Here is a 26,325-nt window from a genome sequence, read left to right on the forward strand (position 1 = left end):
GTGTTTATCTTGATGGTTTTTAGTGAACCGCCCCAGCTTTGGTTCTGGTTAGTCACATTTTTCGCACTGCTTATATATTCCATTGAACGCGCTATCAATGAGTAAGGTTTGGATACTCAACGCTCACTGATAATCAAACAGGGACTGAAATTTTCCCTCGGTGCTGCTCTGCTAGGGAGCTTCTTTTGGCATCGGGGAGATGTACTGGATAACTATGTTTATCCTACTTTTGGCTATGTCTCTGTCCTGATTGAACCTGCCGCTGGAGGCGCAATTATTGCAGGCTTGGGGCGGGTTGGCGGCAGTGCCCTGGGGGGATTCATCGCTGCTATCTTACTGAATTCCTTTGGTCTCTATGGTTCAGGCTTGTTTATCATTCCATCAATCACCTACATCCTATCTGCTTTCATTTGTGAAACCTATCGCTGGCAGGCAGCCTATTCTCAAGCAACATTGATTGGAACGCTGATTGCAATGAGAGCCGTTGGCACATCCGATCAGCAAGATATATGGTTGTATCTAAAATCGCGTCTCATTGATAACTCGATTGGTGTTGCTGTCGGAATTGCCGTAGCACTATTGTTTTGGCGGCAGGATACGCGCACTGAGTTAAACAAAAACTTGAAACAATTTTTGCAAAGTGTACCCCGTTTGTTTCAAGGCATCGTGAATCAGTATGCCATGCCTCTCCAGTTGAAGAGTACGGAAAACAATCATTCTCCCGTTCTTCCCGCCGACCTGCCGCTGTCCTCTCTGCTCAACCAGCTGACAAAATCCACTCAAGCCAGCCTTGCGACTTTAACAAAAGCAGCATCTGAATTTCAGAGTCAGAGATTGGATGAGGAGAATTGGAGTGCTATCTTGGCAAGTCAAAATCAACTTTCTCGGCAGTTGGGAGATATGTTGGCGCTGGCTGATCAAGATCAGCAAACATTAACGCGTCAGTTTAGGACTGAACTGAATCAGTTTGCTCAGCATCTGACAGAAAGCTGCAATCGCTTAAGCACGATCGCCAATACATCCCATGATTCTGATGACGCTCTTGCTGATCTGGAGCAAGACTTAGCCATTATCAAAGATAAACTCAATCACCTGCGCTCCACTGGAGAAATTAGCCAATACAGCACCGCCGAAACATTGCAATTCTTTCAATCGCTCCAGCTTCTCACCCAATTTATCCAGGGGTTGCGATCGTTGCAAAATCGACTCCTCCATAAACAGACTGTTGCTACCCACCATCAGCGAAGGAAATTATTGACCTTTCCGAAGCGCACGCCTATATCGATGAGGCGAGTGATTGAAATTGTGGGTTTGGGCATGGCGATCGGTATGATAATCGCGATTATTCACCATATCGATTTTCCCTATCCTTCTGCCTATGAGCAAGCGTCTAAAGTGATTACTGTTGCCCTAGTTATAACACTCGTTCAACCGACACGGGGACGGGCGATCGCGCTCAGTCTGGTTGCCGTCATTGGTTTTTGGCTCAGCCTTTTCTTGATCTATCTCCTGGGGATTTCCTTTGGCTATAATCCCATCACTGCCTGTGTGGTTTACTTTTTCATTTATGTTTGCTGTGCCACACTGGGATTTACCCCGATTGCTCGCGTGGGTGCCATTATTGCAGCCGATTGGCTCTCAAAAGACATTTTCCCTTTCTTTTATCAGGGACTGGCAGCGGTGGCAATTGCCATTCCCTGTGGCGTGTTGATTGCCTTATTGATTACAACCGTGTTCATGGGTGGCTCTGCTGCCAATGAATTAGAAAAGAGTTTTGCTCAAACCTTTAAGCAACTTGGACAACTGTACCAGTCTCTGTTGACAACGTATCTTCAAGGTGTAACCCCATCCCCAGAAACCACTCAACTAAAAGCAACCCTTGCAAAGACGCTTGCCCAACATCCAATGGGTTTAAAGATCGCGGGTCTTGAGGAAGGTTCAGGTGGATTGGCGACCAGGCATAAAAATCTGTGGAACTTCTTGCTGGGTTGCGAACAAACGCTTTTTGCCCAACTGGGAACGTTGGCAGATGAGTTGCAACAACCGATGCCAGATGCAATTCGACAACAGTATTCATCAGAACTCCAGGCGATCGCCCAACAAACGGTCAATGCGTTTGATCAACTATCGGCAATGATTACGGCTCCAATGCTCCTACAATCTTCTCAGACAGCATCCTTAGTCCAGAAAATTGAGTCGATTGAACAGCAGCTTTTGAGTCAACGGGTTGAAAGTCGCAGCTATCCCCTGGAGCAATTAATCGCGTTCAGTTCAGCCTTTATGACGATGAAAGCGATCGCCAGTAATCTGAACCAAATCAGCCATACGTTGCCGGTCTACTAAAGAAGGATATTGAATGGTGTCCAACTACTTCGTATCAAAGCATCACTCTTCGGGAAGGCAGCAAACCGCCAAATTTTGGGCTCATTAGGATGGGTTGGATTCTAGATAGGTAGAACACCACCCAGAGAGATTACCATAGAAATTCAGTCTAAGATGCATAACGGATAATGCACCCAAGGAGGTGAGATTGCCCGAGTTTCGTGGCTACCCTTAGTAGACTTGGAACCGAGGAGGAGTCCATACCACCTAAATCTCATCAGCAATACACCGACGAACAAAAACAACAGGCCATCCGGATCGCTCTCGAATCCGACAAATCAGTCTCCCAGGTCGCTCAAGACCCCGGTATCAGGCAGACCGCCCTCTGCCGCTCGTTGCGTATCCCATGAGCTAGACAGGGGCAGCATCATTCAGGATGTAATGAATGGGTCATGCTAAGCCCTCTTTTGATTTCTGCTGTGCGGCATACGCCTTGCCAGCCGACGTGAGCCGATATTTCTGCAAGCGGCTGTTTGGGCTATTGGGGATGGTCATTTCCACTAATCCCGTAGTCACTGCTCCCTGTTGATAGTTCTTACGAAAGTGCTTTTCGTCTTTTAGCCCGAGTACAGCCATGATTTCCCTCCGACTCATTTCGCCATTCAATACGGACAAGAGCCTAGCTACTTCGGGGGTGACTTCGGGGGTGACTTCGGGGGTGACTTCGGGGGTGACTTCCCCGATGGGGTTCTTGGATGTTAACCGCTGAATGACCACACGGAATTGGTTGGCGGCCACATCGTCAATCAGTTCAATTGCAGGCCAGTCATGCAAGGCGCGGGGGATGCCCGTACCCAGCCCGCGATAAGGCAGAATGTGTACAGCGTGTCCGGTGAGCGTCGGGTTGCGGCGGTTAGCGGCTCCATGGCGAATAGCTTCAGTATTCAAGCTGTCGGGCAAGTGGCCGGGACTGATGATTTCCACCCGGTCGGCAAATATCATCAAGCGGATCGAGGCGCTGGTGAAATAGTCACGGTGGATCAGCGCGTTGACCAGCAACTCTTCCAGCGCCTGTTCCGGGATTTCCAACTGCCCCGATGTGTTGAAGCCCCGCTTGCCCTGCACATGATGCAGGTTGCGGCGGATGAAGGCAAAGCTGCGCCGGTATTGCTCCAGCAGCGTGCCATCGATGTCTTCGTTGTCCAAGTAGTGCGTATCGTGCAGCACTGTGCCGGGGAAGGCCACGGCCTTCACTTCAAAAGCCGGACGGTAGCGTTGCGGGTGCTTGCCGAACAGCAGCAACCCGGCCAGGTTCAGCTCATGCCCGTTGCCCAGACTGAGGTTTTGCAGCACCTGCTCCAGCGTCTGCCTGGTGAATTCCGTGCTTTGGCCAGAGCGGCTGCTCAGATAGGTTTGGAATACCCTCTCGTCAATGTCCGCCGCCGAACTGCCGGCAACCGGTACCACGTCGGCATAAACCAGCCCGGCACGCTGGAATATACGTTGAAGTTCCTCATGGGCCGTCACGTGCCGTTTGTCAGACCCGTTCTTCACCCACACCCGCCCTTGCAAGTCCATGTAGGGTTTGTTTAGGCCATCAGGTACCGTCATCACAATTACGATGCCATGCTTCGCCGTCTGTATGTTCTCGGTCAGCGGATGTACGGACGGGCGTACATTCTGACTAGCGGCGTTGCTGAGCAACTGGTTTATTCGCCGCACCGCTGCGGCATCTAATCCTGTGATGCTGCCGTCATCGGCCACGCCGATAAACACCTGACCGCCGCCACTGTTAGCAAGGGCAGCGAGTTCGGCGGCTACACTGTCAGCATTGGTAATATCGCGCTTAAATTGCTGGCAGCTATCTTCGCCGCGCACTAGCACTTGCTGCAGTTCTGCCTCATTCATTGTGCTTATAACAGCTGCGCCGTTCCGGTCGGCACTCCTGCATCATGGCTCATAAGTAGCGAAGGTACGGTATTGGAAGTCAAACGGGCTTCTCAACTCTGATAGCGGGCCACTACCCAGCCAGGCACGTCCTCCCATGCTCCGGGTCGAAGCGCTCACCCTTTCTCACCACTGCCCAGGGTCGTTAGCCCCAACGACACCCAGACGATGTGTAGCAGTCTGCGTGCCGCTCCTCGCTGTCTTCCTGGTGGTGACCGTTCCCATTGTCGGAGTGCGCGCCGCTATGGTTGGAGTCGATCACGATCGCCATGCTGGTGGTGCTCGCCGCCGGTAGCGGCCTCCGGCCTATTCGTCGGTCCCTGGCCCGCTTCCCGCCCCCCGCCGCAGTCTGCCTGCTTGCTACCGGCACCACCGGGCGATCACGCCTACCCTTGAGCTGCTCACCCTGCTCGTCCTGCGCACGCGTGGCCAGCCAGATTGCCCCCGTCGCTCTGCTCATCATCTTTCGCTGTCATGATCGAAGCGGATTTTGATCGACGCTGCAGCTCGTCCACGTCGCTGCCCTGGATCTGGCCGCCGGCCCCCGGCCCGCTACTCGTCGTCTCCCAGCTGTTGACGGTCGCCGTCTTCGCGGTGCTCGCCACCGTCGATTCGGATCTGCCCGGTCCTGCTGGCCGACTTCCTGTCCCGCTGCTCACTGGTCTGCTCCCTACAAGTTGGTCCAAAAATTTGGAGGCAGACCAGGAGCACTATCCGATGAGAACCCCAGATTTTTCTACGATGAGCGCTGCCCACCGTCTGTCCTCAGGGATTACAGACCGGGCAATGCATCGGTTGAGCAAATTCCTGGCCTCCCGGAAAGTGTTCTTCCTGCTCGAAACCACAGCCTTTACAGCCATAAATGTCAGTTAAAAGCAGCCCGGTCGGCGTGAGGCACCACTCGCAGGGCAGCCCCTGCCGCCTGCGGACAACCCTAAAGCCCGGCAGACCGCAGCGCGGGCAGCAGGAGCGGACCTTTGCGATCAGATCGTGGGTGGCCTGGGCAATGTTGGCCATGCGCGTCGGATTGTAGAGTGCCCGCATGTCTGTCTCCAGGCGCACCTTGATCCTGCGCTGCAGTTTCTGCTGGAGTACTGTCAGCAGATGCTCTGTCTCGACGATGCCCTTGACGCACTCAGATTCACCGAAGACGACCAGGCCATGCTCTGGGAAACCCGCTTTGTTCGCAAACAGCAGCGCTTCTTTGAGGCTTGTGATTTCCTGCTGGGCGTAGTTGGTCTGCGTCGTCAAAGACTCGCCCACGATCTCGATGCTGTTCTCGGCGTCCAATAGCAGCACCATCTCGAGATTGGCCGCGAGAAACGGGCACTCCGGATGGGGGCCAAAGCTCCCCTCGCTCGCCACCGCCAGCGTTGCGCCCGTGACTGTCAGGGCTTTTTGCGCTTTGAGGCGGGCGGTCTCCCGCTGCGAGCCGGGGCGGTTGACTTCGCGGGTGAACGTTCCCAGCCAATCGGTGTCGAAGTCCGGAGGCACGACGACGTCGATGCCCAGCTCTTGCTTGAGGATTGGCTGGATGACCTGCTCCTTGCGATGCATCGTGGCGAGCACCGCCAGCCTGTCTTTGAAGAGGTTCTGATCGTGGCCCATCGCTGCGCGCCGCAAGTCGTCCAGAACCCAGTTTATGTCACAAGATTGCATCGGCCATGCGCGTTAACTGCGCTCTTGAAAGCGATCTGCCAGGTGGCCTGAACGTGTTGATCGCCTCGATCAGTTGCTGCTCGTGAAATACAGGCACAGCGGTGCTGTAGGCCAGAACATCGACGCCAGCGCCTTCGATCGCAAAGCGGGCCCGGTCGGGAAAGAGCACAATGCCCTTGATAAAAACCTCGAAGCCCTGTTTGGCAAAAAAGTTCTTGAGGGCCAGCACCTGAGCGTCGCACTGCTGGAGTGGATTGTTGCCACGGCTGGATTTGATCGGATCGCCGGTGCTGGTGCGCCAGACATTGTTGAGATTGCCCTCGATCGTACCGGTGTAGCTTTTGCCCTCGATCACAAAGACGCCCCGGTCGCACAGCAGCACATTGTCCAGGCGCAGGATGTCGTTCTTGTAAGGAACGCTCACGCCGGTCAGTAGAATGCCCTCGACGGTGAGCTGGCTCACGAGCAACCTGCCAACCTGGGCATCGTAGGGATCGGGATTGCTCACCCGGTGCTCAAGGCGGACCTGTTCGCGGTTACGGTTGTCAGGCCGCCAGGCCGGATTTTTAATCGCGACGGTTTTCCACTGCCAGCGATATGCCTCTTGAAACCATTCAAACGGACCTCCCAGAAGACAGACCGCCAGCACTAGCCCCACCACAGTCAGGTAGAGGTAGGCGACGGGCAGCGGCGGGACGGCGGTTTTCAAAAACAAACGAATCCCCCCAGCGGTGGCAGCGATCAAGGCTGCTCCACCCAGATTTAAGAGATACAACCGCAAAAAGAGCTTCGAGGGCTGCAGCAGCGTCGCCCCTACACCGAGGAGAAATACCCCCCCTGCCAGCGGAGCAAGCGGCAACCTGAAGCCGGAGGGAAAGGTATAAAAACCATTCAAATTCAGCAGCAAAGCGCTGATGCGCGTACCGCCCTGCCAGGCCAGTGCCCCCCACTCCTTGAGGTAGACCGCCTGAAACCACCCGGCAATCCAGAGCAACAATCCGCCGTACAGCGACAGGATGGCTGCCAGAAAGACCAGTGCCATCGAAAAGCGGGCCAGAGCAACCAGCGACTGCCCCAGAACGTCGCGCAATCGCCCAACGAAGCGCCTCAGCATCGCTCCTACCTTGCGTGCGTGCGATCCAGCAGCATCTGCACTGCTCGTCTTGAACTCTGCCTCACTTTAGACGATGGTGCGGTCGAACGGCAAAATGTGCCTGCATACCGCGACATGATCTCAATATTTGATTGGGCGCGGGGAGACACAGGGATTGGAGAGGCGCGCCACAGGCCATCCCCCGCGAAAAATATCCGTATCGGAGAACACGTAGGTGGCCCGGCGGCCCCCCAGGCATTGCCAGGATCTTTGAGTGAGGTAGCGCACCCGGTCCACCTGCCAGCCTGCTGCCACCGCAACGACATCGAGCACCGCCTCCAGGGAGGTGCGGTTGTGTAGCCGCAGCTGCAGATGCACTTCTCGCCTTCCAGCCGCCGCTGGGCGGATGATCCGTCCTGGCTCGATGCGCTCGAAGTTGCCCTGGTAAAGAAGAATTTCTGAACGGTTGCCGATATTGTCGCGCAGCCTCGCGGTGCTCACGGCCTCGTCCAGATGGCCTTCGCGGTTGATGGTTCGATAAAATGTCTCGATCGTCCTGTCGATAGCCTGAGCGGTGCTCAGGCGATTGGCCGGGGGCCGGGCGGGCCGCCTGGAGGATAGAGCCTGCTGCTGCAAGGCTGGCAGGCTTTGGGAAAGGGGCTGCTGCGGCCACCAGGCTACCGTCACCACCACTACCAGCGCTACTGCCGTCACAAGCCAGTTCAATGTGTCGGCGGTCGGCAGCGCGAGCTGCCAGTGCGTCCTGCGCGCGTACCAGGGCAGTGGGCGCGTTGCTGGGACAGACATTTCCGGAGCGTTTGGGGGCAGTACTGAGCTGCGCTCGGACGTATTGCTGCTGCTGGTTTTGCTGATGACCGTCTTTTGTCTGGCTGCCGGTGTCGGGCCAGGTACGAGTTCTTTGGCAGGGGTGGGCGTCGAGGATGCGGGGACAGTTGGAGTGGCTGCCGGTGCAGGGGCCGCCTCGATCGTCGGAGCCGGTGCCTGGGGGAGCCGCGCTTGCAGACGGGTATAGCCTTTGATTCTGCCGCACCAGATCTGGCCTGTGCGGTCTTCGAGCAGACACTGCACGCCCTCTGCCAGTTCCGGCTCCTCCAGCTTCTGCCAGCTCGCGCCCTTGGAGCGATATAAACCGGCCTCGGTTCCGCAAAGCACGTCACCCGCCCGGTCAGCCAGGAGAGCCTGAATGCGCTCTTTGATCGCCGTTTTTTCCCAGTGGCCACCGCTGCTGGGCCGGCGCAGCAGACCACCGCTGGTACCGCACCAGAGATCGTCCTCAGAATCCAGGAGCAGGCAGGTAACGTTGATATCAAGATAAATACTTTCGTAGCGATGACCGTCGAAGCTGGCCAGCCCCGCCTCGCTGCCGCACCAGAGCAACAGTTCCTGACCCGGCTCCTGCCGCAGAGCGTTTATCGGCAGATCGATGGTTGCCTCGATTGTGCGCCACGCGCCTGCCGTGCCTCGTACCAGACCGCGATTGGTGCCGCACCAGAGATCGTCCCTTTGCTGGAGCAGGCAGCGCACATCCTGGCCCGCCAGCTTTTCTACCGCCTGCCAGCTACCATTGTTCCATTGCAAAAGACCGATGCTTGTCCCGCACAAGGGTTTGGTGGATTGTTCGCTGGCAAGCAGGCAGTGAATGTTATCGGCGGGAAAATCGTCTTCGCGCACGAATGCCGAGTCTTGCCAGTAAAAAAGCCCGTTGTCTGTCCCGCACCAGATCTGGCCTGTGTGGTCTTCGAGCAGGCACTGCAGGTTTTTGATCATGTTGCTACGAGCTTCCCTTTCTGGTGGATCTTCAACCGTCCCCCCGCTCCATCGCTGACAAACAGCGCTGGCCGGACCAGACTCGTAATGTAGGAACCACTCCCTTCGATCTCAAAGGCTGCCTCCACCATCTCAGTTTCGACCGAGAAGCTGGGATCAAGATAAATCTCGTACAGCCCCTCTTCTGGAACGGCATAGAAAATACCATTCGTATTTGCATAAAGAAAAACCTGTTCGCGAACCCGGTACACTTCGATATCCAGGGACATCTCGATGAGCGAAGGCCAGCGCTTTTGTATTTCTTCTTTGATGACGGTATTATTTCCTAGTGCGAGAGTTCGATTATAAAATCCCACCCGTTCGCGGGTGGCGGGTTTGATCGGCGCGCTATCCTGGCGGCTCACAAAAGCGGGAGGCGCAAAGCTGCTGGAGGGGCGCTGGGGAGGCAGGGCCGTCGGTGGTGGGTAACTTGTCTGGGTTGGAGAATTGCGCAGGCTTTCTACCTGGGCCTGCACCTGCTGCAAACCCTGCTGGAGTGTCCGGAGCTGCTGATTGAGCCCGTCGATGTCCAGCTCCTGCCTTTTGGTGACGCCTAGAGCCTGTTGCCCCTGGGCAGCTAGCCTTTCACCCTGCTTGTTGAGCCGCTCGCTGGAGCGTTTGAGCGCCTCCAGGCGTACGAGGGCGACGACCAGAGCAATGCCCAGGAGCGCTTCCACCCCAAACGCGATGTAGATGAGCCAGTCTGGAGCGCGGCTGAGGGCCGTCTCGGGGGCTGTTGGTTTGGCAAGCACTGCCTGGATGGCAGCGCTCATCAGTAGCAGGCTCCCGGCGACAACGAGGACTTTGCCGTTGCTGGGTTTAATCATCTTCCTCCTCCCAGCCAGCGCTCCGCTTCGACTTTTAACAGTGCCTTCAATGCCGTGATAAACAGCGGTTTGACGACGATCGAGTGAGGGTCTTGCTCCTTGTATTCGTTCAGTTCGTCCTGCACAATGTCGCGAATCGACTGGGCAACCTCGTTGAAATTCACCGGGCTTGCCAGGCTTTCTTTGGTGGCTGCATAGGCGTTATAGGCCGCGACAAAGCTGCGCAGATGGGTAAAGTCCTCGGGAACGCTCAAGCCGGCAGCGAGAACTTCGGGCTTGAGATTGCTGCTCCAACCGACGATGGTGCCGGAGCCATCGATGCTATCTTCACCCGCCAGTTCGATAATCGCCTCCTCTTCTTTTTTGAGGGGGCGCTCGGACTTTAATAGCCCGTAGGCCACTTCCGCCTTGGGCTGGGAGCTGATGCGCAGATCCAGCCTGCCCTGGCCGCCAATCTCAGCTGCTGTGCGCAGCACACTGGTAAAAAGTTCGGTCTGCTTTGTGTTTTTGTTAAAAGCTCTTCCCAAACTCAACCAGTTGAAGATCCGCGCCCCATTGCCACCTACGCAAAGATAGGGCAACTCGTCGCTCGTCCATTTTTCTTCCTGTCGCAGGCGTCTCAATAACAATCCTGCGTAAAAAACCAGCCCTGACAGTCCCAAAGCAAGCAGATGAATAAATTGATACAGCGGTTCGCCAGGGCGCGAGGACGCAAGCAAGATCGGTAGCTTCTTAAACAGATCCTCCCGCTGTGAGGCGCGGAAGAGGGAGACTGCCTCGGCATAGAAACTGCGATCTTTGTTGACATTGGAAAGTTGCTGCGTCCACTCGGAACCAAAAGCACCTAATGTCGCCGGGTAATGGCGCAGTAGATCAAGAAAGATGCTTTCTCCAGCGAACTTGATCGAAGATTGCTGCAGAAGCACACTATTGTTCCAGATCGAGATATCGGAAGTCCCACCGCCGATATCGATGCAAACGGTGCGCACCAGTGAAACGCGCTCTCCGTGTTGAAAGTAGCGTGCGGCTGCCTCGCTCTCGGTCTGGTAGCGCAGGTCGGCAACAGGCACGTTCAACCGCTCCGTTATCTCCTCCCAGATATTCCTCAAGGAGGCTTCTGAGAAGCTGGAGAACGCACTCGGATAAGAGATAGACCAGCGGATAGCCGAGGCTCCCCGCTCAACGGCGTAGGCCGCGCTCTGAGCGGCAAGCTGGATGAGAAAGCCACCGATCAATGCCTGATCTTCTGACCATTTGAAGCCGGAAGCAATGCCGTTGCGCTTGAGATCGTTGAGCATGGCCAGTGCCGGCTTGACGTAGCGAATGTTGCCCTGCCAGAAGGGCCAGTTCTGCGAAGCTCCGCTGTCGGGCCGAAACAGGGTCGGGAAGGGCCGCTCCGGCAAGAACGGCGGCAAGAAAAAATTCGTGAGTCGATCGCGCTCCGAGTCACCGATAGGAGTGATCTGGAGAAGCTGGTCCGACCAGGGAAGTGGACTCGGTTCATCGCCGGGGGCGGCTTGAACGTAGACGTGGGTGGCGGAGGTGCCAAAATCGACGCCCAGCGACCAGATGCTGCCGTTCGATTCTTTAAATTCCAGCTCCTGCAGCAGCAGGCAGCCTACTTCCAGTTCCTCGCGCCGCTCCGGCAAATAGGCGCTGCAGACAAAAGCGGTGGGCGGTGCCTCCAGGCGCGTCACCTCCCGACGGTCGCTCTCGCCGCGCTGGAAACTGCGGCAGTTTGCTTCTAGATCCAGCGGCACACCGGCAATACGGGGCCGGGCAACAAAGATGTCCTGGGGGCGGCGCAGGGCTGCGTCGTAGTAAGTGTAGTACAGATGCCAGTGTTCCGAGCGAAAGTGGGGCCAGATCTCCAGCACCGGAAAGTTGGAGCGGCGGTCGATCGAGTTGGCGTCGTAGGTATGGCGCACCGGAAAATCTCGCGCCTGCCCATCGGGACCGGCCAGCGGCAGGCGCAACTCGACGGTGATCGCGTTGTTTTTTTCTGGAAAGAAACTGAGGCGCTTCTCCAGTTCAGGAGCGCTCAGATAATCGAGCAGTTCGCTCGCGATAGGCAGAATCGGGATGACCGGACGCTGCTCGTAGGTGAGGTTGCGCTGCCCCTCGACTTCGCGGACGCCTCGAAATGGCTGGTTTGAGCTAATCAGTAACAGCCGTTCGCTAAAGAGCATCGCTGCGGTGCGCCACTCAGCGTTGCGCAGCACCTCCTGGCCCAACTGGCGCAGTTTGTCTTTGTCGCCCCGGCGCACCTCCTGCAGGGCAGCAAAGTCGATGCTCGCTAAAGTTTCACGGCCAAAGAGGGGAACTTCGCTGGGTTTGACGCGCCAGTACTCGGCGATGGTCGGATCGACGATGAGCAGGCCAATCGGCGCTTTGAGGCCCGGAGTGGTCACCAGTCGGGCGGCGGACTCCTCCAGGCTCACCTCCCGCGCCCGCAAGGGTTTATCAAGATAGGTATAAAATCCTGTGTTCAGGCCCAGAAAACGATTGCTGAACTCGTGGTTGACCGGCGGCGAATTCAGGCTTTCGGCAAATTTTGAAAGTTGACCGCCCAGCCGATTGAGCAAATCCCCGGCCTCTCGACCACTGATCGCCGGGTGGGCGTTCAAGTTGGTCACCAAAATCACCAGCCAGTGGGCCAGGGCCGCTTTCTCGGTGGCGGTCAAAAAGGGCACCGGATCTTGCAGCCCTGCTTCGGTGGCCCAACTGACCCGACTGTCGAAGCGGCCCCGGCAATCGGCGGCAGTGCAGACGAGGGTAGTCGGCGAGGTGATGCCCACTGCCCTGCCCCTGTAAGTAAAGATATACAGGTTCGTCCAGGGGGTATCTTCTGAGAGCTGTCTGCGCGGAAGCAGGCGGGTGGCCGCCTGCACGAACGCCGGTGCCCGGCCCAGGTTGGCCGCACTCGCCGGCAGTTCGAGCGCCTCGGCCTTAAAATCGAGGCCGCGCACTTCCCGCAGAGCAAGCAGGGCCAAAAGCCCCCGCCACTCGCCCTGGACCTGTTTGTGCAGCGGGTGTCTGCTATCCAGCAACGCCAGCTCAAACAGCAGTGGCCTGGCCCACAGATCCGGAATCGAGTCGATCGAATGCTCACCGGTAAGAAGGCCAGGTACCTTGATGCTGGTGGCCACCTGGCCCAGCAGACCGTCGGTGGTGGCTGACCATTGGGCCGGAGGCACCGCCGGTACTCTGCCGGTGGCGCTGTCCAGTTCCGGTAGCAGGGGAACCGCGTCCCCAGGAGTGGTGTTGTTGGCTTGCATCGTCATTTCTTTTTGCTAGCTGGGACGGCATTCGTAGTACAGAGCGTGCAAAAAGCGGCTAAGACCGCTAAGCGAATCGCTGCCCGGTCGCGGGCGGTTGCGCTGATCGAGGGCACCTGAGAGGCTGTCGAGGGTCGGGTTGGGGGCATTGAGACCCGGATAGACCGTAAAGTTGCCGGTGTTGAGCAGGTCGATGCGCAGGCCGCCTTCGAGCTTCTGCAGATCCCTCAGCCAGACCAGCAGGAGATCGCAGTAGGAGCGCACCAGCTTCGCTGTCCGTTCGTCTTCTTGAGAAAGGCCCCTGGCAAAAAATTCTTTGCTGTACCAGCGCGTCCAGCGCAACTCTCCGTTGCCTAAGATCTGCCGCTCGAGCTTTGGATAAAAGTAGCTCGAATAGGCATAAGCAAAGCGCAACAGGTTGGCAAGTTTTGCGCGCAACTGCTCACCGTCCGGGATGCTGTTCCACGACAGGCCGGTACCGGGAGCACGGGCGGTTATATACGTCTGGCCATTCGCTTCTGCTGCATTACTAAAAAAGTGCAGGGCTGCCGCTGCCGCGTACAGCTCTAAAAAGTGGGGAGGATTGCGCTGCTCTTTGGAGCCTAATCGGTTGAAGCCCACCGACGGCTGATCGTCGCTGCCCAGCAGGTAGAGCGCATCGTAGACAGGTTGAGTCGTATCGCCCAGTCGCGCCTGGTAGTAGTTGAGGGCAGCCTGGGAGCGCAGCAAAAATTCGTCCGCCCGCGCCTGCAATCGCGTCGGATCTTCGCCCGGCGGAAAAGAAAAGTACGGCAAAAGCAGCCCGCAGCCGAGGCGGTACTGCCGCCGCCGGTCCGCCAGAGCATCCGCCAGTAGCCGCGCCAGGGTCGGCAACCCAGCCGCCCCAGTGCCACCAAAGATCGATCCGACCAGAAAGATCCGCGCCTGGTTGTCGTTGCGCAGCCGCTCGCCAAAAAACTCGCGCCAGGGCGGCTCGCCTAATAGATCGACCGCATCCGCCAGCACCGCTACGCCGATCGAAGGCCGGCCCAAAAACCCCTGATCGAGGGGAGCGGTCTTTTCTTGCTCACTGTAGAGCACATCCATCAACCGGGCCGCTGCCGGATGCTGCTGGCTCAGGTATTCATACTGAAACAGGTCGCGCAAGACAGGCCGCTGCTCGCTACTGAAGGGCGACCAGACGCGGGGGGTGGCAGGGCGAATCTGGGTCTGCAACAACTGGGCAGTGCTGGATTTAAGCGGCGCGGCGGCGGCCAGGTACGCTTCGAGGGTTTGCAGCGTGCGCTCAAGACTGCCGTTGGCCGTGTCCGGATCGACCAGCAAAACATTGAGCGGCTGATCGAGGGGAATGGCTGCCGCCAGATGGATGAGCGCTTCGACGCACTTGGCTCCTGTGCCGCCGATACCGACAATGTAATAGCTCAAATCGCCCTCCTTACTTGCGCATCAGTTGCCAGCCCGGCGGTATGCAGGCCAGAGTTGCCGGTGGACCAAACAGTGTGGGTGCATAATAGACCAGCAAAAAATTCAGAAAGTACAACCCATAAGCGCCCCACTGATTTTGCGCGGCGGGCAACAAAAATACCGCAGGCACGATCCCAGCCGCGAGAGCCAGCAGCGCCAGGATGTACCAGAGGGCGACGATGCCGCCGGTGACAATCTTCCAGACAAACTCGCCCATCAGATACCAGAACAGGGCGAGGCTGGAACCCACGAACACTCCGACCAGCCCCCAGGTGCGAAAATCCTTCAGCCAGCCTGCGAGAGTAACGCGGCCCGAAGGTCGGATCCAGGCGGACGATTCGAGAAGCGACGGCCAGAGCAGGGCGGTGAGAAACACGGCCACAGCCGCACCGCCGATGATCCAGATCAAGCCCGAAACCTTGTTCACCTGCCCTTTACCTCCGGATGTAAAAGTACATTGAGAGATCGCTGCCGGCATTTTCGTTGAGCGCCACCGCCGCCAGACTGCGCAGAAATTGTTTGAGATGGAGGGTGCGGCTGGGTTCGTTGACGGCATCGTCGGTGTTCCAGCTATCCCACCAGCGCGGAAAAGTGTTCAGTTCTGGATGGGCAGCAAGGGCAAAAAAATAGTCAGCGCTCTGCTCAGAATTTAAAGCTTTTGTCTCAACCTGCACCGCCACTCCGAGGGGCCGGCTGGGTGGGTTGTCCTTCGCAGCGGTCTCACAGCTGCCCGCATCGGTGCGCACCTGGACCACTTCCGCCGGTAGTGGCCTCGGTTTGGTACCGGTGGGCACGGCGAGAACCTGAGCGCGCCAGTCGCCTCCCACCTCGGCTGCCAGCGCGTAAGGCAGCGGTTCCACCTGCCCACAGGCTTTGAAGGTGGCAGTTGGTGGTTCTCCCTGCAGCCGAAACCAGTAGGTGCGCTCGTCTTCGAGCAATCCCATGTCGATGAGACCGCCGTCGCCAGCTTCCACCGCCGGTGCTTCGCTAAAAAAATTGACTCGCGAGCGAAAGGGCCGGGCCGTAAAGATCAAAAACTGGGCCTGCTTTTGAAGGTTGCTGTCGGCCTGGTTGATCCCATCGAAGTAGTGGGCCACATCGACGTAGCTCCCGAGTACCAGGGCGTAGACGGGCCGGTTGGCACGAATGGACTTTTTGGCTTGCTCGGTGTCGAGATCGAAGACCACCCCGTCGAAGGCACTTTCGACGCCGACGATGCCCACGACCCAGCCTTTTTGGAGATAGCGGTTCTTCAAAAGACGAATCAGGCTCGTGACGTCGGTGTCGCGCTGGAACAAGTCCGTAACGATCACCCCCAGTTGACCTGATCTGGACGGCAGGTAGCGGTCGTTGAGCACCTGCTCAAGCTCAGTGTATAGACCAACACCTTTATAAAAATCCTGGTTTTTCCCGGCCAGGACGTTCAATCGCCGCTCGGAGGGAACCGCCGCAACACTGGTTCCGAACTTAAAGCTCTGTCTTTGGACCTGGGGAAACTGCTGCAGGCCGTCTTCGAGGGCGCGCAGCAACTGCTGATAGCGGGTAGTGGCCCCGGTGGCATTCACAAAGCCGCGCATCGAATCGGTGCCATCCACAAATAAACGGGCCTGCAGATTCTGGGAGGCTTCTGCCCTTTGAAAACTGGCTAAAGCCTGACAGGCACTGCCGCCGATTAAGCCCTGGGCACAGGGGGCTGGGGGCGGCGGCGGGCTGGAGCAGGCGGCAAGCAGAGTAAGCAGGGCAAGCGGCACAATTGGAATTTTCAAGTGGACAGGTGCGAGCGCAGCAAAGTAGTCCAGGTATAACTTTCGCCGCTGCATCGCTGACAGAATTTTAGAAAGGATTAACAAAAATATGTATCTCGTCGCCGCTCTGGCAGGTGTGCCATCTCGCTTTCAAGCCTGCCGGAAGTCTTCAAGCAGAGCTTTGGAGACGAGAAACATGCAATTTTATGGCAAAGAGCTGTCCAGCAGTTTAGGGTCAAAATAATCCAGCGCATCGATGAGCATCTCCTGCCCGGTCACAGTCAAAAAAGCAGCCCCCCGAAAAAGCTCCCCCTGCCCGTCGCGCAGTTCGATGCGCACCATCGCTCCGCCGATCTCCCCCGGCACCACCCGCAGCGTCCCAAGGTTGCCGACTTTGAGCAGTCGATCAAAGTCGGCATCGCTATGCAGCCGGGCGCGCATTCTGGGGCCGAACCACAATTGCAGCCGGGCAGTATCCCGGTCTGGATCATCGAGCATCTGGTACAACTCGACGATGCGTTTGCGGGCAGCTTGCAGCGCGTCGGTGCTGAGGGGCGGCAGCTTCAGCAGGCGGACGGTGTTGAACAAACGGTCGCTGCTGGTGGGCAGGCCCGTATCGGTGCGGTAGGAACGCCGATCCGACTGGTGCATACTTGCCGAATCGAAGCCGTCGATCTGCCACTGGTTGAGTACGGGAATCAGGCGCAGGCGCAGGATGCGGGGGAGGGTGCTGCTGGCAGGGCGAGTCTCGACAGCATAATTAAAATCCTCGCCCGGCAAATAGCGCCCGTTGAGCAGTTTTCCCAGGCCGCCGGGAGCGATGGGAGCGCTGCGGCCTGCGACAAATTCGTTCTCGATTTCGTCTCGAAATTCGGCACTGAGCAGTCCCGCCGCCCAGCGGCCTTGATCGAGCTGCAGGAGAAACTGTTTGACCAGCGCATACTTTGGATCGCCAGCTTGAGCAGCGCCAGGTCGAGGCGAAGACGCCCGTCTGGGGGTGCGGCGGGTTGTAATGGGGAGGGCCGTGCGGCGAGTGGCAGCCGGGCGCGACGGCGCGTAGTCAGGCGCGATCGGAGCCGCAATCTGTGCCTGGCCAGGCTGGACGAGCGCCACAATCCACAACAGCACCAGCAGCCATCTTCCCATCGCGCCTTGACTTCCTGCCTGCGGCTTGCTCTGATAATTGGAGAAATACAGAGACTACCAGCCGTTACGATAACCCTGATGGTTGTCTGTTCGTCAGGGCGTAGACCACGGATTTTTTGCAGGTCCGGTTCTCTATCTTCGCGATCAAGGCGCACGGTGAAAGTTGTCCTCGAACCCAGTGTCTACGTCGGTAACGTTCCTGTGCGCTGCACCGTCTGCAGCGGTCGGGTTCACCCCCTGCGCCTGCGCGGCAGGCAGCATCTTCTGGCGATTATCTACAACGACCGGGGCAAAGTCTGCGGTGAGCTGTGCCGCGACTGCCTTGCTGCCGGCCCGGAGGCGATTCGCCAACAGTTGCAGGAGCGCCTGAATGCTCTGCAGGCGAGTGTGCAACAGCTGCAGGAACTGGTAGCGGAACCGATCGATCTGCCCACGGTCGAGCAGGAATTTCGGCAATATATGTGACAGCTGGTCTTTATAATCAGCGGTACAGGTCAATCACACCTGTGATGTTTTGCTCGCCCACTCCCTGGGCAAGTGCGCTGCTCTACCCGAGCCGGGCCTATCTACCCGGCAAGGTGCGTGCGGCCATCAATTTTTTGCGCCAGCACCTGGGGCAGGGCAAGTATGTGGACGAAGCTCAATAAGCAGCAGGTTTTGGGCTGGAGTTTTGAGTACTTCTAAAACCGTCCCCACCCCTCCACACCCCCCCTGCCCCCCGCTCTCCTCCCCTGCCCCGCCGGGCAGAGGAGAAGAGGGGGGGTTCACTGTCACTGGGCTGCAGGGGGGATAAGCGAGGACAATCACGGAGTCTGGCAGGAGCAGTGGCAGGCGGGATGGGTGGAGTCAGTTGCAGCCTCGTCTTGTTTTTCTTTTGCTGCAAGGGACGTAGGGCTGCTTGGAGCTGACGTTTAATGGCCTTCGGCTACTTAGCTCTTCGCAAAGGTTCGAGAAAGCAATTATTTTTATGGGCTTAAGCAGGTGGCAGCGAAGCCTACATGGTCGCGGCGAAATTAACAGCAGCCGGGTTGATCGCTGAAGCAACCGCGAACAGCTTTGTCTGGAACTGCAGCCAGCGCTGAAGAGATTGTCCCAGCCCGGTCCCACCTGTTTTGCATAAGTTTCGACGCTCAAATCCATGATCTTTCAGGCGCTGACTCCATTGAGAGTCAAGCCCGAAAGGATACCCCCACACTTGGAAAGGAAATTGACGTGGAAGACGAAGAAGAACAGCAAAGCTGGAGCAACCTGGATGAGGAGGAATCGGCCAGCGATTGGCAGGCAAAAGCGAGTGCGACCGCTGGTGAATCTGAAGCGGATTCGCAAATAGAACCATCAGCTCAGGAGTACGAAGACGAAACCTGTTGCGAAGAAGGTTATGCCGCCGGGTACGGGTACGAACAGACTGCGCAAGATTGGGACGGCGACAGTGAGGCGGATCCGACTGGCTTCTGGGAAGGAGAAAGTGTAGCGGCAAGTGAATCAGATGCCGGTTACGAGGAGCCATACCAGGCAGATGGGTACTCAGCGGATGTCTGTTATGAGCAAGAAGACGATCCCGGCCAGGATGTATACGGACAAAGCGAGCGAACAAGTTGGTCTGAGCCGAGCGCATCGCAAAGCAGTGAATCGGGCGATACGTTCGACACCGTGAGCAGTGAGGAGACAACTGCCTACGAGGCGGATTCTGCCTCCGAAAGCGAACCTCACGAGGAAGGTAGCTGGTGGGATCGGCTGGTCGATTCGGGCGAGAGTGCGATCTCCGATCTGGCCCACGGTGCGGCGGACGTGGTTTCGGACATTCCTGTGCTGGGGGATATCGCTGAGACGGCTGCGGACGGAGTGGAGCAGATTGCCCAGTTCGACGGGGGCATCCTCAAAGGTGCCGGTACCTTCGTCGGCGGTGTCGTCAACATGGTCGAGCATCCGCTTCAGACGGCCCAGGGTCTGGAGGCGATGGCCGAACATATTCCAGGCACTGGCGATCTGTTGCGGACGGCCCATGCCGGTATCGCTGCAGCGATCGACGGTGAGGATGTGCTGGGGGCGGTGACGGAGGCCGCTAACCCGATTCAGTCCCTGCAAGACGATCTGTCCTTCTGGGGGCAGGTGGGCGGGAAGATCCTCGATCCCTACGCCCAGGAAATCGACCAGGGCAAGTACGCCGAGGCGGCGGGCCGGGCGGTCTTCGACATCGGCGGCATCGTCCTCAGTGCCGGTGGCGGCGCAGCGGCAGAAGGCGCAGTGGACGCCGGAAGGTTGGCGGTCGGAGCCGGTGAGGCGGCGGAGGCGGCAGCGACGGCTGGTAGAACCGCCGAAGGCGTGGAGGCGGCGGCAACCGCTGCCAGGACGGTGGAGGGGGGTGAAGCGGCAGCGACGGCTGCCAGAACCGCCGAAGGGGTGGAAGATGCGGCCCAGGCGTCGAAGGCCACCGAAGGAACGGGTTCTTCTGCCGGAGCAGCCCAGGCAGCCGAAGGGAGTGAAGCAGCGGAAGAGACTGCCCAGGCGGCAGCAGGGGGCGGCGGCTCCGGGGGCAAAGGTCCCGGTGGACCGGGAGGCGATGGCCCCGGTGGTGGCGGGGGTGGCGAGCCGGGTGAGCCCGGCGGTGGGGAGTCAGGCCGTTCCGGCGGTGAAGGGCCGGAAGGATCTGGCGGCGATGGTCCTGGTGATGGCCCGGAGAATCCCGGCGGCGAAGGCGACGGCAGCACGCCCAAAGAAGAACCAGAAAAGCCGGATGTCGGCACCAAGGGCAGCAGGCGCAACCCGGATGGAACAAGAAAGCCGCCCGACGACCAGCTCGATCAGATCCGTGATAAAGCTGTGCGGGACCAGCGCGCCCGGCGGCAGGCGGATCTCGAAGGAAGCGACGAGGCCGAAGGTGCAGGCACACCGGATCTCGACAAGATGGGCAAGTCGAGGCAGATTCTGCGGGAGAAGCTCAAACCCCACAACTACGATCCGGACGACTGGGAGTAATCTCAGTCGAGGCTGCGCCAGAAGTACCAGCTCGCCACACTGCAAAAGGGATGCCACGGTTCAGCGATGGCAATCACCTGTTTGGGCGTGGGCAGCTTCTCCAGGCCGTAGGCCAGCTGGATGCCTTTTTGGACGCCCAGATCCGCTTCGGGTAAGACGTTGAGCCGTCCGAGCCGAAAGAGCAAAAACATCTGGGCCGTCCAGCGCCCGATGCCCCGCACCTGGGTGAGCGCCTCGATGATCGCCTGGTCTTCGAGCCCGTCGAGCGCTTCGATCGACAGTTGCTCGGATTCGACCAGCGCTGCGAAGTGCTTGAGGTAGGAGAGCTTCTGGCGAGAAAGACCGACGCTGCGCAGTTGGGCTTCTTCGCTCGCGGCCAGTTGGGCCGGCAGCGGTGGACCGCCGTAGAGCGCTTCTAAGCGCCGGTGGATCGTGGCGGCGGCTTTGCCGGAAAGCTGCTGATAGACGATCGCCCGTACGATCGCATCGAAGTGCGTTCCTGTATTGCGCACGGTAAGCTGACACTCGCCGACCCGCTCGATCACCCCGGCCAGCACCGGGTCCGCCGCCTTGAGGTGGTGGACGGCTTCGATGAGCGCGCTCGCAGTGCTACTCGTCATCGACAAAGATCCGATCCAGTCCCCAGGCTTTGAAGACCGATTCGCAGGTGTCCTCGATCTGCTCGACGATTGGGCTGAAGTGGAGATCGACCTGGCCTAACACCTCATCGACGCCCTGCTCGAAGCTGTCCATCACCCGGTCGATCGTCTTGAACGCCTCGCCGATGCCCAGCGGATCGACCGGCAACGGCATCACGCCCTGGGGCGGAAAGGCCCACCAGCGGCCACCGAGCACCTGATCCGGTTCATCGACCCAGCACGGCTCGCTGTAGCCGTTCTGCCTGCACCACTCTTCGAGCCACCAGGGAGTCTCAGCCATGATTCTCCCCGCGCACGTAGGCGTGGATCGTCTTGTCGCCGATGTCGCCGGGCACCGGGTAGAAAAATTTGCGAATCGTCACGAGCAACAGCGCCAGGGCGCAGGCGGCAAAAAGGCCCGTCCCAACTGCCGGTGCCAGCATTCCGCCCAGATAGCCGAGGATGAGTACAGGCAGGCAGAAGGCGACCAGCGCCGTCTCCCACCAGCCAAAGCAGAACGATTCTTTGATGCAGATACCGGTGAGGGCGGCGAAGACGAACCCAGGAGCAAGGACCGTGAGCGGATTGGCCGCTACCAGTTGGGCGATCGGAGCCCCGAGCGCAAACGAAAGGGCGACGCTCGCGGCCACCCCCACCGCCCACAGCGCCCACAGCGCCCGATGCAGGGCAAGCATGTAGATGTGGATGGTAAAGAGGGCGACGGCCAGAGCGGCGGCAAAGAGGGCAAACAGCGCACTGACCAGCCACGGCGAGCCGCCCGCGATCACCGCAATTCCTGCAAGGGTGAAGCTTATCGCCATCGCCAGCAGGGCCAGCCGATAGGTGAGCACACCCCGGCGGTCGGCAACGGTGATCTGATAGGTGCCAAAGCGGCCAGTAAACACTTCCGAGGCAGTATCGACGGTCATAGTCCGCGCCAGGTGAACGTTCGCACCGCAATTCTAGCTTTCTTGACAGCTCAATCTATAGCGGGTGGGCAGACGGTCTGTCACTGGGCGTACCGATGGAGGAAGATAAAATGTAAAGGATGAACAGGGAAAGACGGTCTCTATGACAGCCCTCTGGCGGGAGATGCGGCGGGAACTTGCAGCCTGGCTGGGTTCTGTGAAGCTGGCAATTGTGCTCTTTTTGGCTATCGCTGCTGCGAGCATCACCGGTACTGTCATCCCCCAGGGCGAATCGCTCGGCTTTTATCAGCAAAATTATCCGGAGGCAGGTCAGGGACCGGTGGTCTGGGGCTTTGTCACCTGGCGCTTTTTGCTCGGGTTGGGCCTGAACGATGTCTACCGCAGCTGGTGGTTTGTCGCGCTGTTGCTGCTACTAGCCGCCAATCTCACCACCTGCACCTTCCGCCGCCAGCTGCCGATGCTCAAGTCGGCGCGCAACTGGAAGTTTTATACAGAACCCCGCCAGCTCACCAAGTTCGCCCTGCGCACGGTCTTTCCGGCTGAGGGCAATGGCCTTTTAGCCGAGCAGTTGCGCGCCGCCCGCTACAAGGTCCACGAGCAAGACGGCCTGCTCTATGCCCACAAGGGCGTGGTAGGCCGGGTCGGCCCGATCGTCGTCCACGCCAGCCTGCTTTTGATCATGGCCGGTGCCCTGGTGGGTGCCTTTGGCGGCTTCAAGACCCAGAGGCAGGCGATGCCCGGCCAGAGCTTCGATCTGATCGACGTCGATCGTTCGCGCCTGTCGCTGGCCCGCACGCCCGACTGGAAGGTGCGGGTAAACCGCTTCTGGATCGACTACCGTCCCGACGGTTCGGTGGAGCAGTTCCACTCCGACCTCTCGGTCCTGAGCCCGACCGGCAAAGAACTCAAGCGCAAGACAATCTCCGTCAACGACCCGCTCGTCTACGACGGCGTCACCCTCTATCAGGCCAGTTGGGCGGTCGGTGCCCTCAAATTGCGCGTCAACGACAGCCCCCTCATTGCCATCGACCTCGTGCCGGTCAAAGCGCCCAACAATCAAGAAGCCTGGGGCCGGGCGATTCCTTTTGACCGTCAGGGCCGGGTGGCGCTGCAGGTAGTGACGCGGGGCCTGCAGGGCAGCCTGATGCTGTTGCCCTTCAACGCCCGCAGCGGTGAACCGATCCGGGAGGGCATCGCCCCGGCCAGGGTCGGAAGGCCCGTCACAGTGCTGGGCCAGCGCCTGGTCGTCGAGCAACTGGTCGGCCAGACCGGCATCCAGATCAAGGCCGACCCCGGCATTCCCCTGGTGTACACCGGTTTTGGACTGCTGATGATCGCTCTGGCGATGAGCTATCTTAGCCATTCGCAGGTCTGGGCCATCTACCAGGATGGCCGCCTGCACGTTGCCGGGCGCACCAACCGGGCCCAGCTCAGCTTCGAGCGCGAACTGGTCCGTCTGGTAAATGCCGCCCAGTCTCCAGCCATCCCGCTCGCACCGGGCACCTTATCCCCTGCCCAGGAGTAATAGATGAATACAAGCCAGCTGGTCAGCATCCAGGTTCTCCTCGACAACGTTGCCTTTGCCGCTTTGATGGTGGCCACCGCCCTCTACTGGTTGAGCGCCGCTTTTCGGCGCGTGCCGCTGTTGCACGAATTGGGGACGGGAGCGGCGGCGGTCGGAATGCTGAGCGTTACCGGATTGCTCACCGCCCGCTGGATCGAGACGGGCCATTTTCCGGTGAGCAACCTCTACGAGTCGCTGTTTTTTCTGTGCTGGTGCGTGCTCACCATGCATCTATTCGCCGAGAGCTTCGCCCGCCAGCGATTGGTGGGCGTGTTCACCCTGCCGGTCGCCCTCGGCATGGTCTCCTTCTCTTCTTTTTATCTGCCGGCGGCGATGAAGCTGGGCGGGCCGCTGGTGCCGGCGCTCAAGTCCAACTGGTTGATGATGCACGTGAGTGTGATGATCTTGAGCTATGGCGCGCTGCTGGTGGGTTCGCTCACCTCGATCGCCTACTTGATCGTCACCTGGAAGCAAAAAGATCTTGAGCTAAGGGGCAGCTCGGTAGGCACCGGCGGTTTTCAAAAAGCTGAGTATACGGCGGCGGTCAGCTTCAGCACCACCGGCGACGGCACCGCCGTTCTGGCCGGTGCGCCGGTAACGGACGCGGGACTGCGCCGATCGAGCCTGGCTGAAACCCTCGACAACGTCAGTTACCGGCTGATTGGCCTCGGTTTTCCGCTGCTCACCGTCGGTATCATCGCCGGGGCGGTCTGGGCCAACGAAGCCTGGGGTTCTTACTGGAGCTGGGATCCCAAAGAAACCTGGTCGCTCATCACCTGGTTTATCTTTGCCGCTTACCTGCACGCACGGATCACCCGAGGCTGGCAGGGGCGACAACCGGCGTTTCTGGCGTCGGTAGGCTTTATCTCGGTCTGGATTACCTACCTGGGCGTCAACTTTCTGGCCCAGGGGCTGCACAGCTACGGCTGGCTGTTTGGCAAGTAGTTTCCGCACGGGAGTGGCGCGTGACGAGTCCCAATTCCACCGAGCAACGACCGGTCCCCTTCGCCCTGCCTGGCTGGCTTAAAAGCCAGCGGCAGAATGTCCAGACCGTCGCCCTCGCCGTTCTGCTGGCGCTTTTTATTCGTTCCTTCGTCGCCGAAGCGCGCTACATTCCTTCCGGCTCGATGCTGCCGACGCTGCAGGTCGATGACCGGCTCATCGTCGAAAAGCTCAGCTATGAATTTCAAAGGCCCGATCGCGGCCAGGTGATCGTCTTCATGCCGCCCCGCAGCACCCACATCGAACAGGCGTTCATCAAGCGGGTGATTGGTCTACCGGGCGATACGATCGCCGTCCACAATGGCCGGGTGATCGTCAATGGCCAGCCGCTCAGCGAGTCCTACATCGCGGCACCCCCCAGCTACGAGATGCCCGCCCGCCGGGTGCCTCCTGGCGAATATTTCGTGATGGGCGACAACCGCAACAACAGCTACGACTCGCACCTGTGGGGCTTTTTGCCCCGCGAGAACGTGATTGGCCGGGCGCTGTTTCGCTTCTGGCCTCCTGAACGCATCGGCCCGATCTCTTGAACAGGATCGACGTCGAGCGCGCCCGCCGGGAGACCCCCGGCTGCGCCAACGTCCTGCACTTCAACAACGCCGGGGCAGCGCTGTTGCCTGAGCCGGTGCTATGGGCCGTCAGCGCCCACCAGCAGCGGGAGGCGGCGATCGGCGGCTACGAGGCAGCGGACGAGAGCCGCGAGGCGATCGAGCACACCTACGGCGCGGTCGCGGGGCTTATCGGGTGCAGCTCAGAAGAAGTGGCGATCGTCGAGAACGCCACCCGCGCCTGGGACATGGCCTTCTACGCGCTGCGCTTCGCACCGGGAGAGCGCATTCTCACCGGCGTCTCGGAGTACGCGAGCAACTATATCGCCCTCTTGCAGGTGGCTCGGCGCACCGGCGCGGTGATCGAGGTCATCCCCAACGACGCGGACGGCCAGATCGCGATTGCGGCCCTCGAACGGGCGATCGACGAGCGCACGCGGCTCATCGCCCTCACCCACGTCCCGACCAACGGCGGCCTCGTCAACCCCGCCGCCGCCGTCGGTGCGGTGGCCCGCAAGGCCGGGGTGCTCTATCTGCTCGACGCCTGCCAGTCGGTGGGACAACTCCCCATCGACGTCGAGCACATAGGCTGCGATCTGCTGTCGGCTACGGGCCGCAAGTACCTGCGCGCTCCTCGGGGAACGGGCTTTCTCTACGTGCGCGCCGGGCTTTGTGCGACCCTTGAGCCCCCTTTTCTCGACCTGCGCGCTGCGCGCTGGACGAGCGCCGACACTTACACCGTCCGCCCCGATGCCCGCCGCTTCGAGAGCTGGGAGTCGAACGCTGCGCTTAAAATTGGCCTCGGGGTGGCGGCTGATTACGCGGCGAGTTGGGGCATAGAGGCTATTGCAGAGCGGATCGGCGCGCTGGCAGCCAGACTGCGCAATGGCCTTGGGGCGATCCGGCGCGTCGAGGTGATGGACCTGGGGCGGAGGCGCTGCGGCATCGTCAGCTTTCAGGTGGCGGGCATCGCCGCCGAGACCATCAAGCGCCGCCTGCGGGCCCAGGGCATCAATGCCAGCGTCAGCGACAGCCACTCGACGCTGCTCGATTCTGAGGCGCGGGGACTGGGCAATCTGGTGCGCGCCTCCGTCCACTACTACAACACCGAGGCAGAAGTCGAACGCTTTTGTGAAGCGCTTTCTGACTTGATAGACGCCGACTATGGCCCGGCTGATTGACTCGAACCTGGGGCTGGCAACCAAAGATAGAAAACCGCAAAAACGGTAACATTGGCAAAATTTTTCAACGAGTCCTGTCATTTTTTATAAAAGATACATCCGGGGATGGAGAAACATTTTTATCTCAATCGGGCATCTTTTTTCTACAATAGAAGTAATAAGGCTCCGCTCGATCCCGA

General features: G+C 59.2%; 24 protein-coding genes. 9 read left to right on the plus strand and 15 right to left on the minus strand.

Annotated elements, in window-relative coordinates; genetic code table 11:
* Window positions 1-108: 108 nt before the first annotated feature.
* Both GKIL_RS24410 and GKIL_RS25810 read left to right on the plus strand, forming a co-directional pair.
* Window positions 109-2,343 (plus strand): aromatic acid exporter family protein, encoded by a 2,235-nt coding sequence (locus GKIL_RS24410; protein ID WP_023171460.1) that lies wholly within the window; start codon window positions 109-111, stop codon window positions 2,341-2,343.
* A gap of 200 nt (window positions 2,344-2,543) precedes the next feature.
* Window positions 2,544-2,732, plus strand: coding sequence for a transposase (locus tag GKIL_RS25810; RefSeq protein ID WP_071824769.1), 189 nt, complete (start codon window positions 2,544-2,546; stop codon window positions 2,730-2,732).
* A gap of 40 nt (window positions 2,733-2,772) precedes the next feature.
* Here the strand turns inward: GKIL_RS25810 and GKIL_RS00995 are convergent, their stop codons facing one another.
* From GKIL_RS00995 to GKIL_RS01045, 12 genes are all read right to left on the minus strand, one after another.
* Window positions 2,773-4,230, minus strand: a complete 1,458-nt coding sequence (locus tag GKIL_RS00995) for a Fic family protein (protein ID WP_023171461.1) — start codon at window positions 4,228-4,230, stop codon at window positions 2,773-2,775.
* 184 nt (window positions 4,231-4,414) lie between these two features.
* Window positions 4,415-4,732, minus strand: coding sequence for a hypothetical protein (locus GKIL_RS25115; RefSeq protein WP_041243639.1), 318 nt, complete (start codon window positions 4,730-4,732; stop codon window positions 4,415-4,417).
* Window positions 4,671-4,928, minus strand: a complete 258-nt coding sequence (locus tag GKIL_RS24415; protein ID WP_144080288.1) for a hypothetical protein — start codon at window positions 4,926-4,928, stop codon at window positions 4,671-4,673. The genes GKIL_RS25115 and GKIL_RS24415 overlap by 62 nt, the downstream gene beginning before the upstream one ends.
* Window positions 4,929-5,034: 106 nt before the next feature.
* Window positions 5,035-5,877, minus strand: a complete 843-nt coding sequence (locus GKIL_RS01005; protein ID WP_023171463.1) for a DUF6671 family protein — start codon at window positions 5,875-5,877, stop codon at window positions 5,035-5,037.
* Between the two features lie 37 nt (window positions 5,878-5,914).
* Window positions 5,915-7,042, minus strand: a complete 1,128-nt coding sequence (locus GKIL_RS01010; RefSeq protein WP_023171464.1) for a nuclease-related domain-containing protein — start codon at window positions 7,040-7,042, stop codon at window positions 5,915-5,917.
* 120 nt (window positions 7,043-7,162) lie between these two features.
* The gene (locus GKIL_RS01015; RefSeq protein ID WP_023171466.1) at window positions 7,163-8,809 is read right to left on the minus strand and encodes a ligand-binding sensor domain-containing protein; all 1,647 of its coding nucleotides are present in this window, start codon (window positions 8,807-8,809) and stop codon (window positions 7,163-7,165) included.
* Window positions 8,806-9,675 carry a hypothetical protein gene (locus GKIL_RS01020; protein ID WP_023171467.1) on the minus strand — a complete coding sequence of 290 codons (870 nt, stop codon included), beginning with the start codon at window positions 9,673-9,675 and terminating at the stop codon, window positions 8,806-8,808. Before GKIL_RS01020 ends, GKIL_RS01015 begins: the two co-directional genes overlap by 4 nt.
* A complete protein-coding gene (locus GKIL_RS01025; protein ID WP_041243640.1) occupies window positions 9,672-12,959 on the minus strand; it encodes a hypothetical protein in 3,288 nt (1,095 codons plus the stop codon). Before GKIL_RS01025 ends, GKIL_RS01020 begins: the two co-directional genes overlap by 4 nt.
* Before the next feature lie 9 nt (window positions 12,960-12,968).
* A complete protein-coding gene (locus tag GKIL_RS01030; RefSeq protein ID WP_023171469.1) occupies window positions 12,969-14,378 on the minus strand; it encodes a hypothetical protein in 1,410 nt (469 codons plus the stop codon).
* Window positions 14,379-14,388: 10 nt separating this feature from the next.
* A complete protein-coding gene (locus tag GKIL_RS01035) occupies window positions 14,389-14,844 on the minus strand; it encodes a hypothetical protein (protein WP_023171470.1) in 456 nt (151 codons plus the stop codon).
* A 7-nt stretch (window positions 14,845-14,851) separates the two neighbouring features.
* Window positions 14,852-16,183 carry a hypothetical protein gene (locus tag GKIL_RS01040; RefSeq protein ID WP_187293868.1) on the minus strand — a complete coding sequence of 444 codons (1,332 nt, stop codon included), beginning with the start codon at window positions 16,181-16,183 and terminating at the stop codon, window positions 14,852-14,854.
* A 183-nt stretch (window positions 16,184-16,366) separates the two neighbouring features.
* Window positions 16,367-17,308 (minus strand): hypothetical protein, encoded by a 942-nt coding sequence (locus GKIL_RS01045; RefSeq protein WP_023171472.1) that lies wholly within the window; start codon window positions 17,306-17,308, stop codon window positions 16,367-16,369.
* A 156-nt stretch (window positions 17,309-17,464) separates the two neighbouring features.
* Between GKIL_RS01045 and GKIL_RS01050 the strand changes: the two genes are divergently transcribed.
* From GKIL_RS01050 to GKIL_RS25125, 3 genes are all read left to right on the plus strand, one after another.
* Window positions 17,465-17,773 (plus strand): hypothetical protein, encoded by a 309-nt coding sequence (locus GKIL_RS01050; protein WP_023171473.1) that lies wholly within the window; start codon window positions 17,465-17,467, stop codon window positions 17,771-17,773.
* Window positions 17,774-17,817: 44 nt separating this feature from the next.
* Window positions 17,818-17,955, plus strand: coding sequence for a hypothetical protein (locus GKIL_RS25120; RefSeq protein WP_023171474.1), 138 nt, complete (start codon window positions 17,818-17,820; stop codon window positions 17,953-17,955).
* A 565-nt stretch (window positions 17,956-18,520) separates the two neighbouring features.
* A complete protein-coding gene (locus GKIL_RS25125; protein WP_023171475.1) occupies window positions 18,521-20,284 on the plus strand; it encodes a hypothetical protein in 1,764 nt (587 codons plus the stop codon).
* Window positions 20,285-20,286: 2 nt separating this feature from the next.
* On the opposite strand, the gene GKIL_RS01060 is transcribed toward GKIL_RS25125, so the two are convergent.
* Genes GKIL_RS01060 through GKIL_RS01070 form a run of 3 tightly spaced genes read right to left on the minus strand, consistent with a single transcriptional unit; the run spans window position 20,287 to window position 21,851 of the window.
* Window positions 20,287-20,904 (minus strand): DNA-3-methyladenine glycosylase family protein, encoded by a 618-nt coding sequence (locus GKIL_RS01060; RefSeq protein ID WP_023171476.1) that lies wholly within the window; start codon window positions 20,902-20,904, stop codon window positions 20,287-20,289.
* Window positions 20,894-21,223, minus strand: coding sequence for a hypothetical protein (locus GKIL_RS01065; RefSeq protein ID WP_023171477.1), 330 nt, complete (start codon window positions 21,221-21,223; stop codon window positions 20,894-20,896). Before GKIL_RS01065 ends, GKIL_RS01060 begins: the two co-directional genes overlap by 11 nt.
* The gene (locus GKIL_RS01070; protein WP_023171478.1) at window positions 21,216-21,851 is read right to left on the minus strand and encodes a DUF2301 domain-containing membrane protein; all 636 of its coding nucleotides are present in this window, start codon (window positions 21,849-21,851) and stop codon (window positions 21,216-21,218) included. Before GKIL_RS01070 ends, GKIL_RS01065 begins: the two co-directional genes overlap by 8 nt.
* Before the next feature lie 142 nt (window positions 21,852-21,993).
* Here GKIL_RS01070 and GKIL_RS01075 point away from each other — a divergent pair, with 142 nt between their 5' ends.
* The 4 genes from GKIL_RS01075 to GKIL_RS01090 are packed head-to-tail and all read left to right on the plus strand — an operon-like array spanning window position 21,994 to window position 26,146.
* Entirely contained in the window at window positions 21,994-23,376 is a 1,383-nt protein-coding gene (locus tag GKIL_RS01075) for a cytochrome c biogenesis protein (protein WP_023171479.1), read from the plus strand.
* A gap of 3 nt (window positions 23,377-23,379) precedes the next feature.
* Window positions 23,380-24,360 (plus strand): c-type cytochrome biogenesis protein CcsB, encoded by a 981-nt coding sequence (ccsB, locus tag GKIL_RS01080; protein ID WP_023171480.1) that lies wholly within the window; start codon window positions 23,380-23,382, stop codon window positions 24,358-24,360.
* A 20-nt stretch (window positions 24,361-24,380) separates the two neighbouring features.
* Window positions 24,381-24,947, plus strand: a complete 567-nt coding sequence (lepB, locus tag GKIL_RS01085) for a signal peptidase I (protein WP_023171481.1) — start codon at window positions 24,381-24,383, stop codon at window positions 24,945-24,947.
* Window positions 24,944-26,146, plus strand: a complete 1,203-nt coding sequence (locus tag GKIL_RS01090; protein ID WP_023171482.1) for an aminotransferase class V-fold PLP-dependent enzyme — start codon at window positions 24,944-24,946, stop codon at window positions 26,144-26,146. Before lepB ends, GKIL_RS01090 begins: the two co-directional genes overlap by 4 nt.
* The last annotated feature ends 179 nt before the right edge of the window (window positions 26,147-26,325 follow it).

It is taken from the genome of Gloeobacter kilaueensis JS1, assembly GCF_000484535.1.
GTDB lineage: Bacteria > Cyanobacteriota > Cyanobacteriia > Gloeobacterales > Gloeobacteraceae > Gloeobacter > Gloeobacter kilaueensis.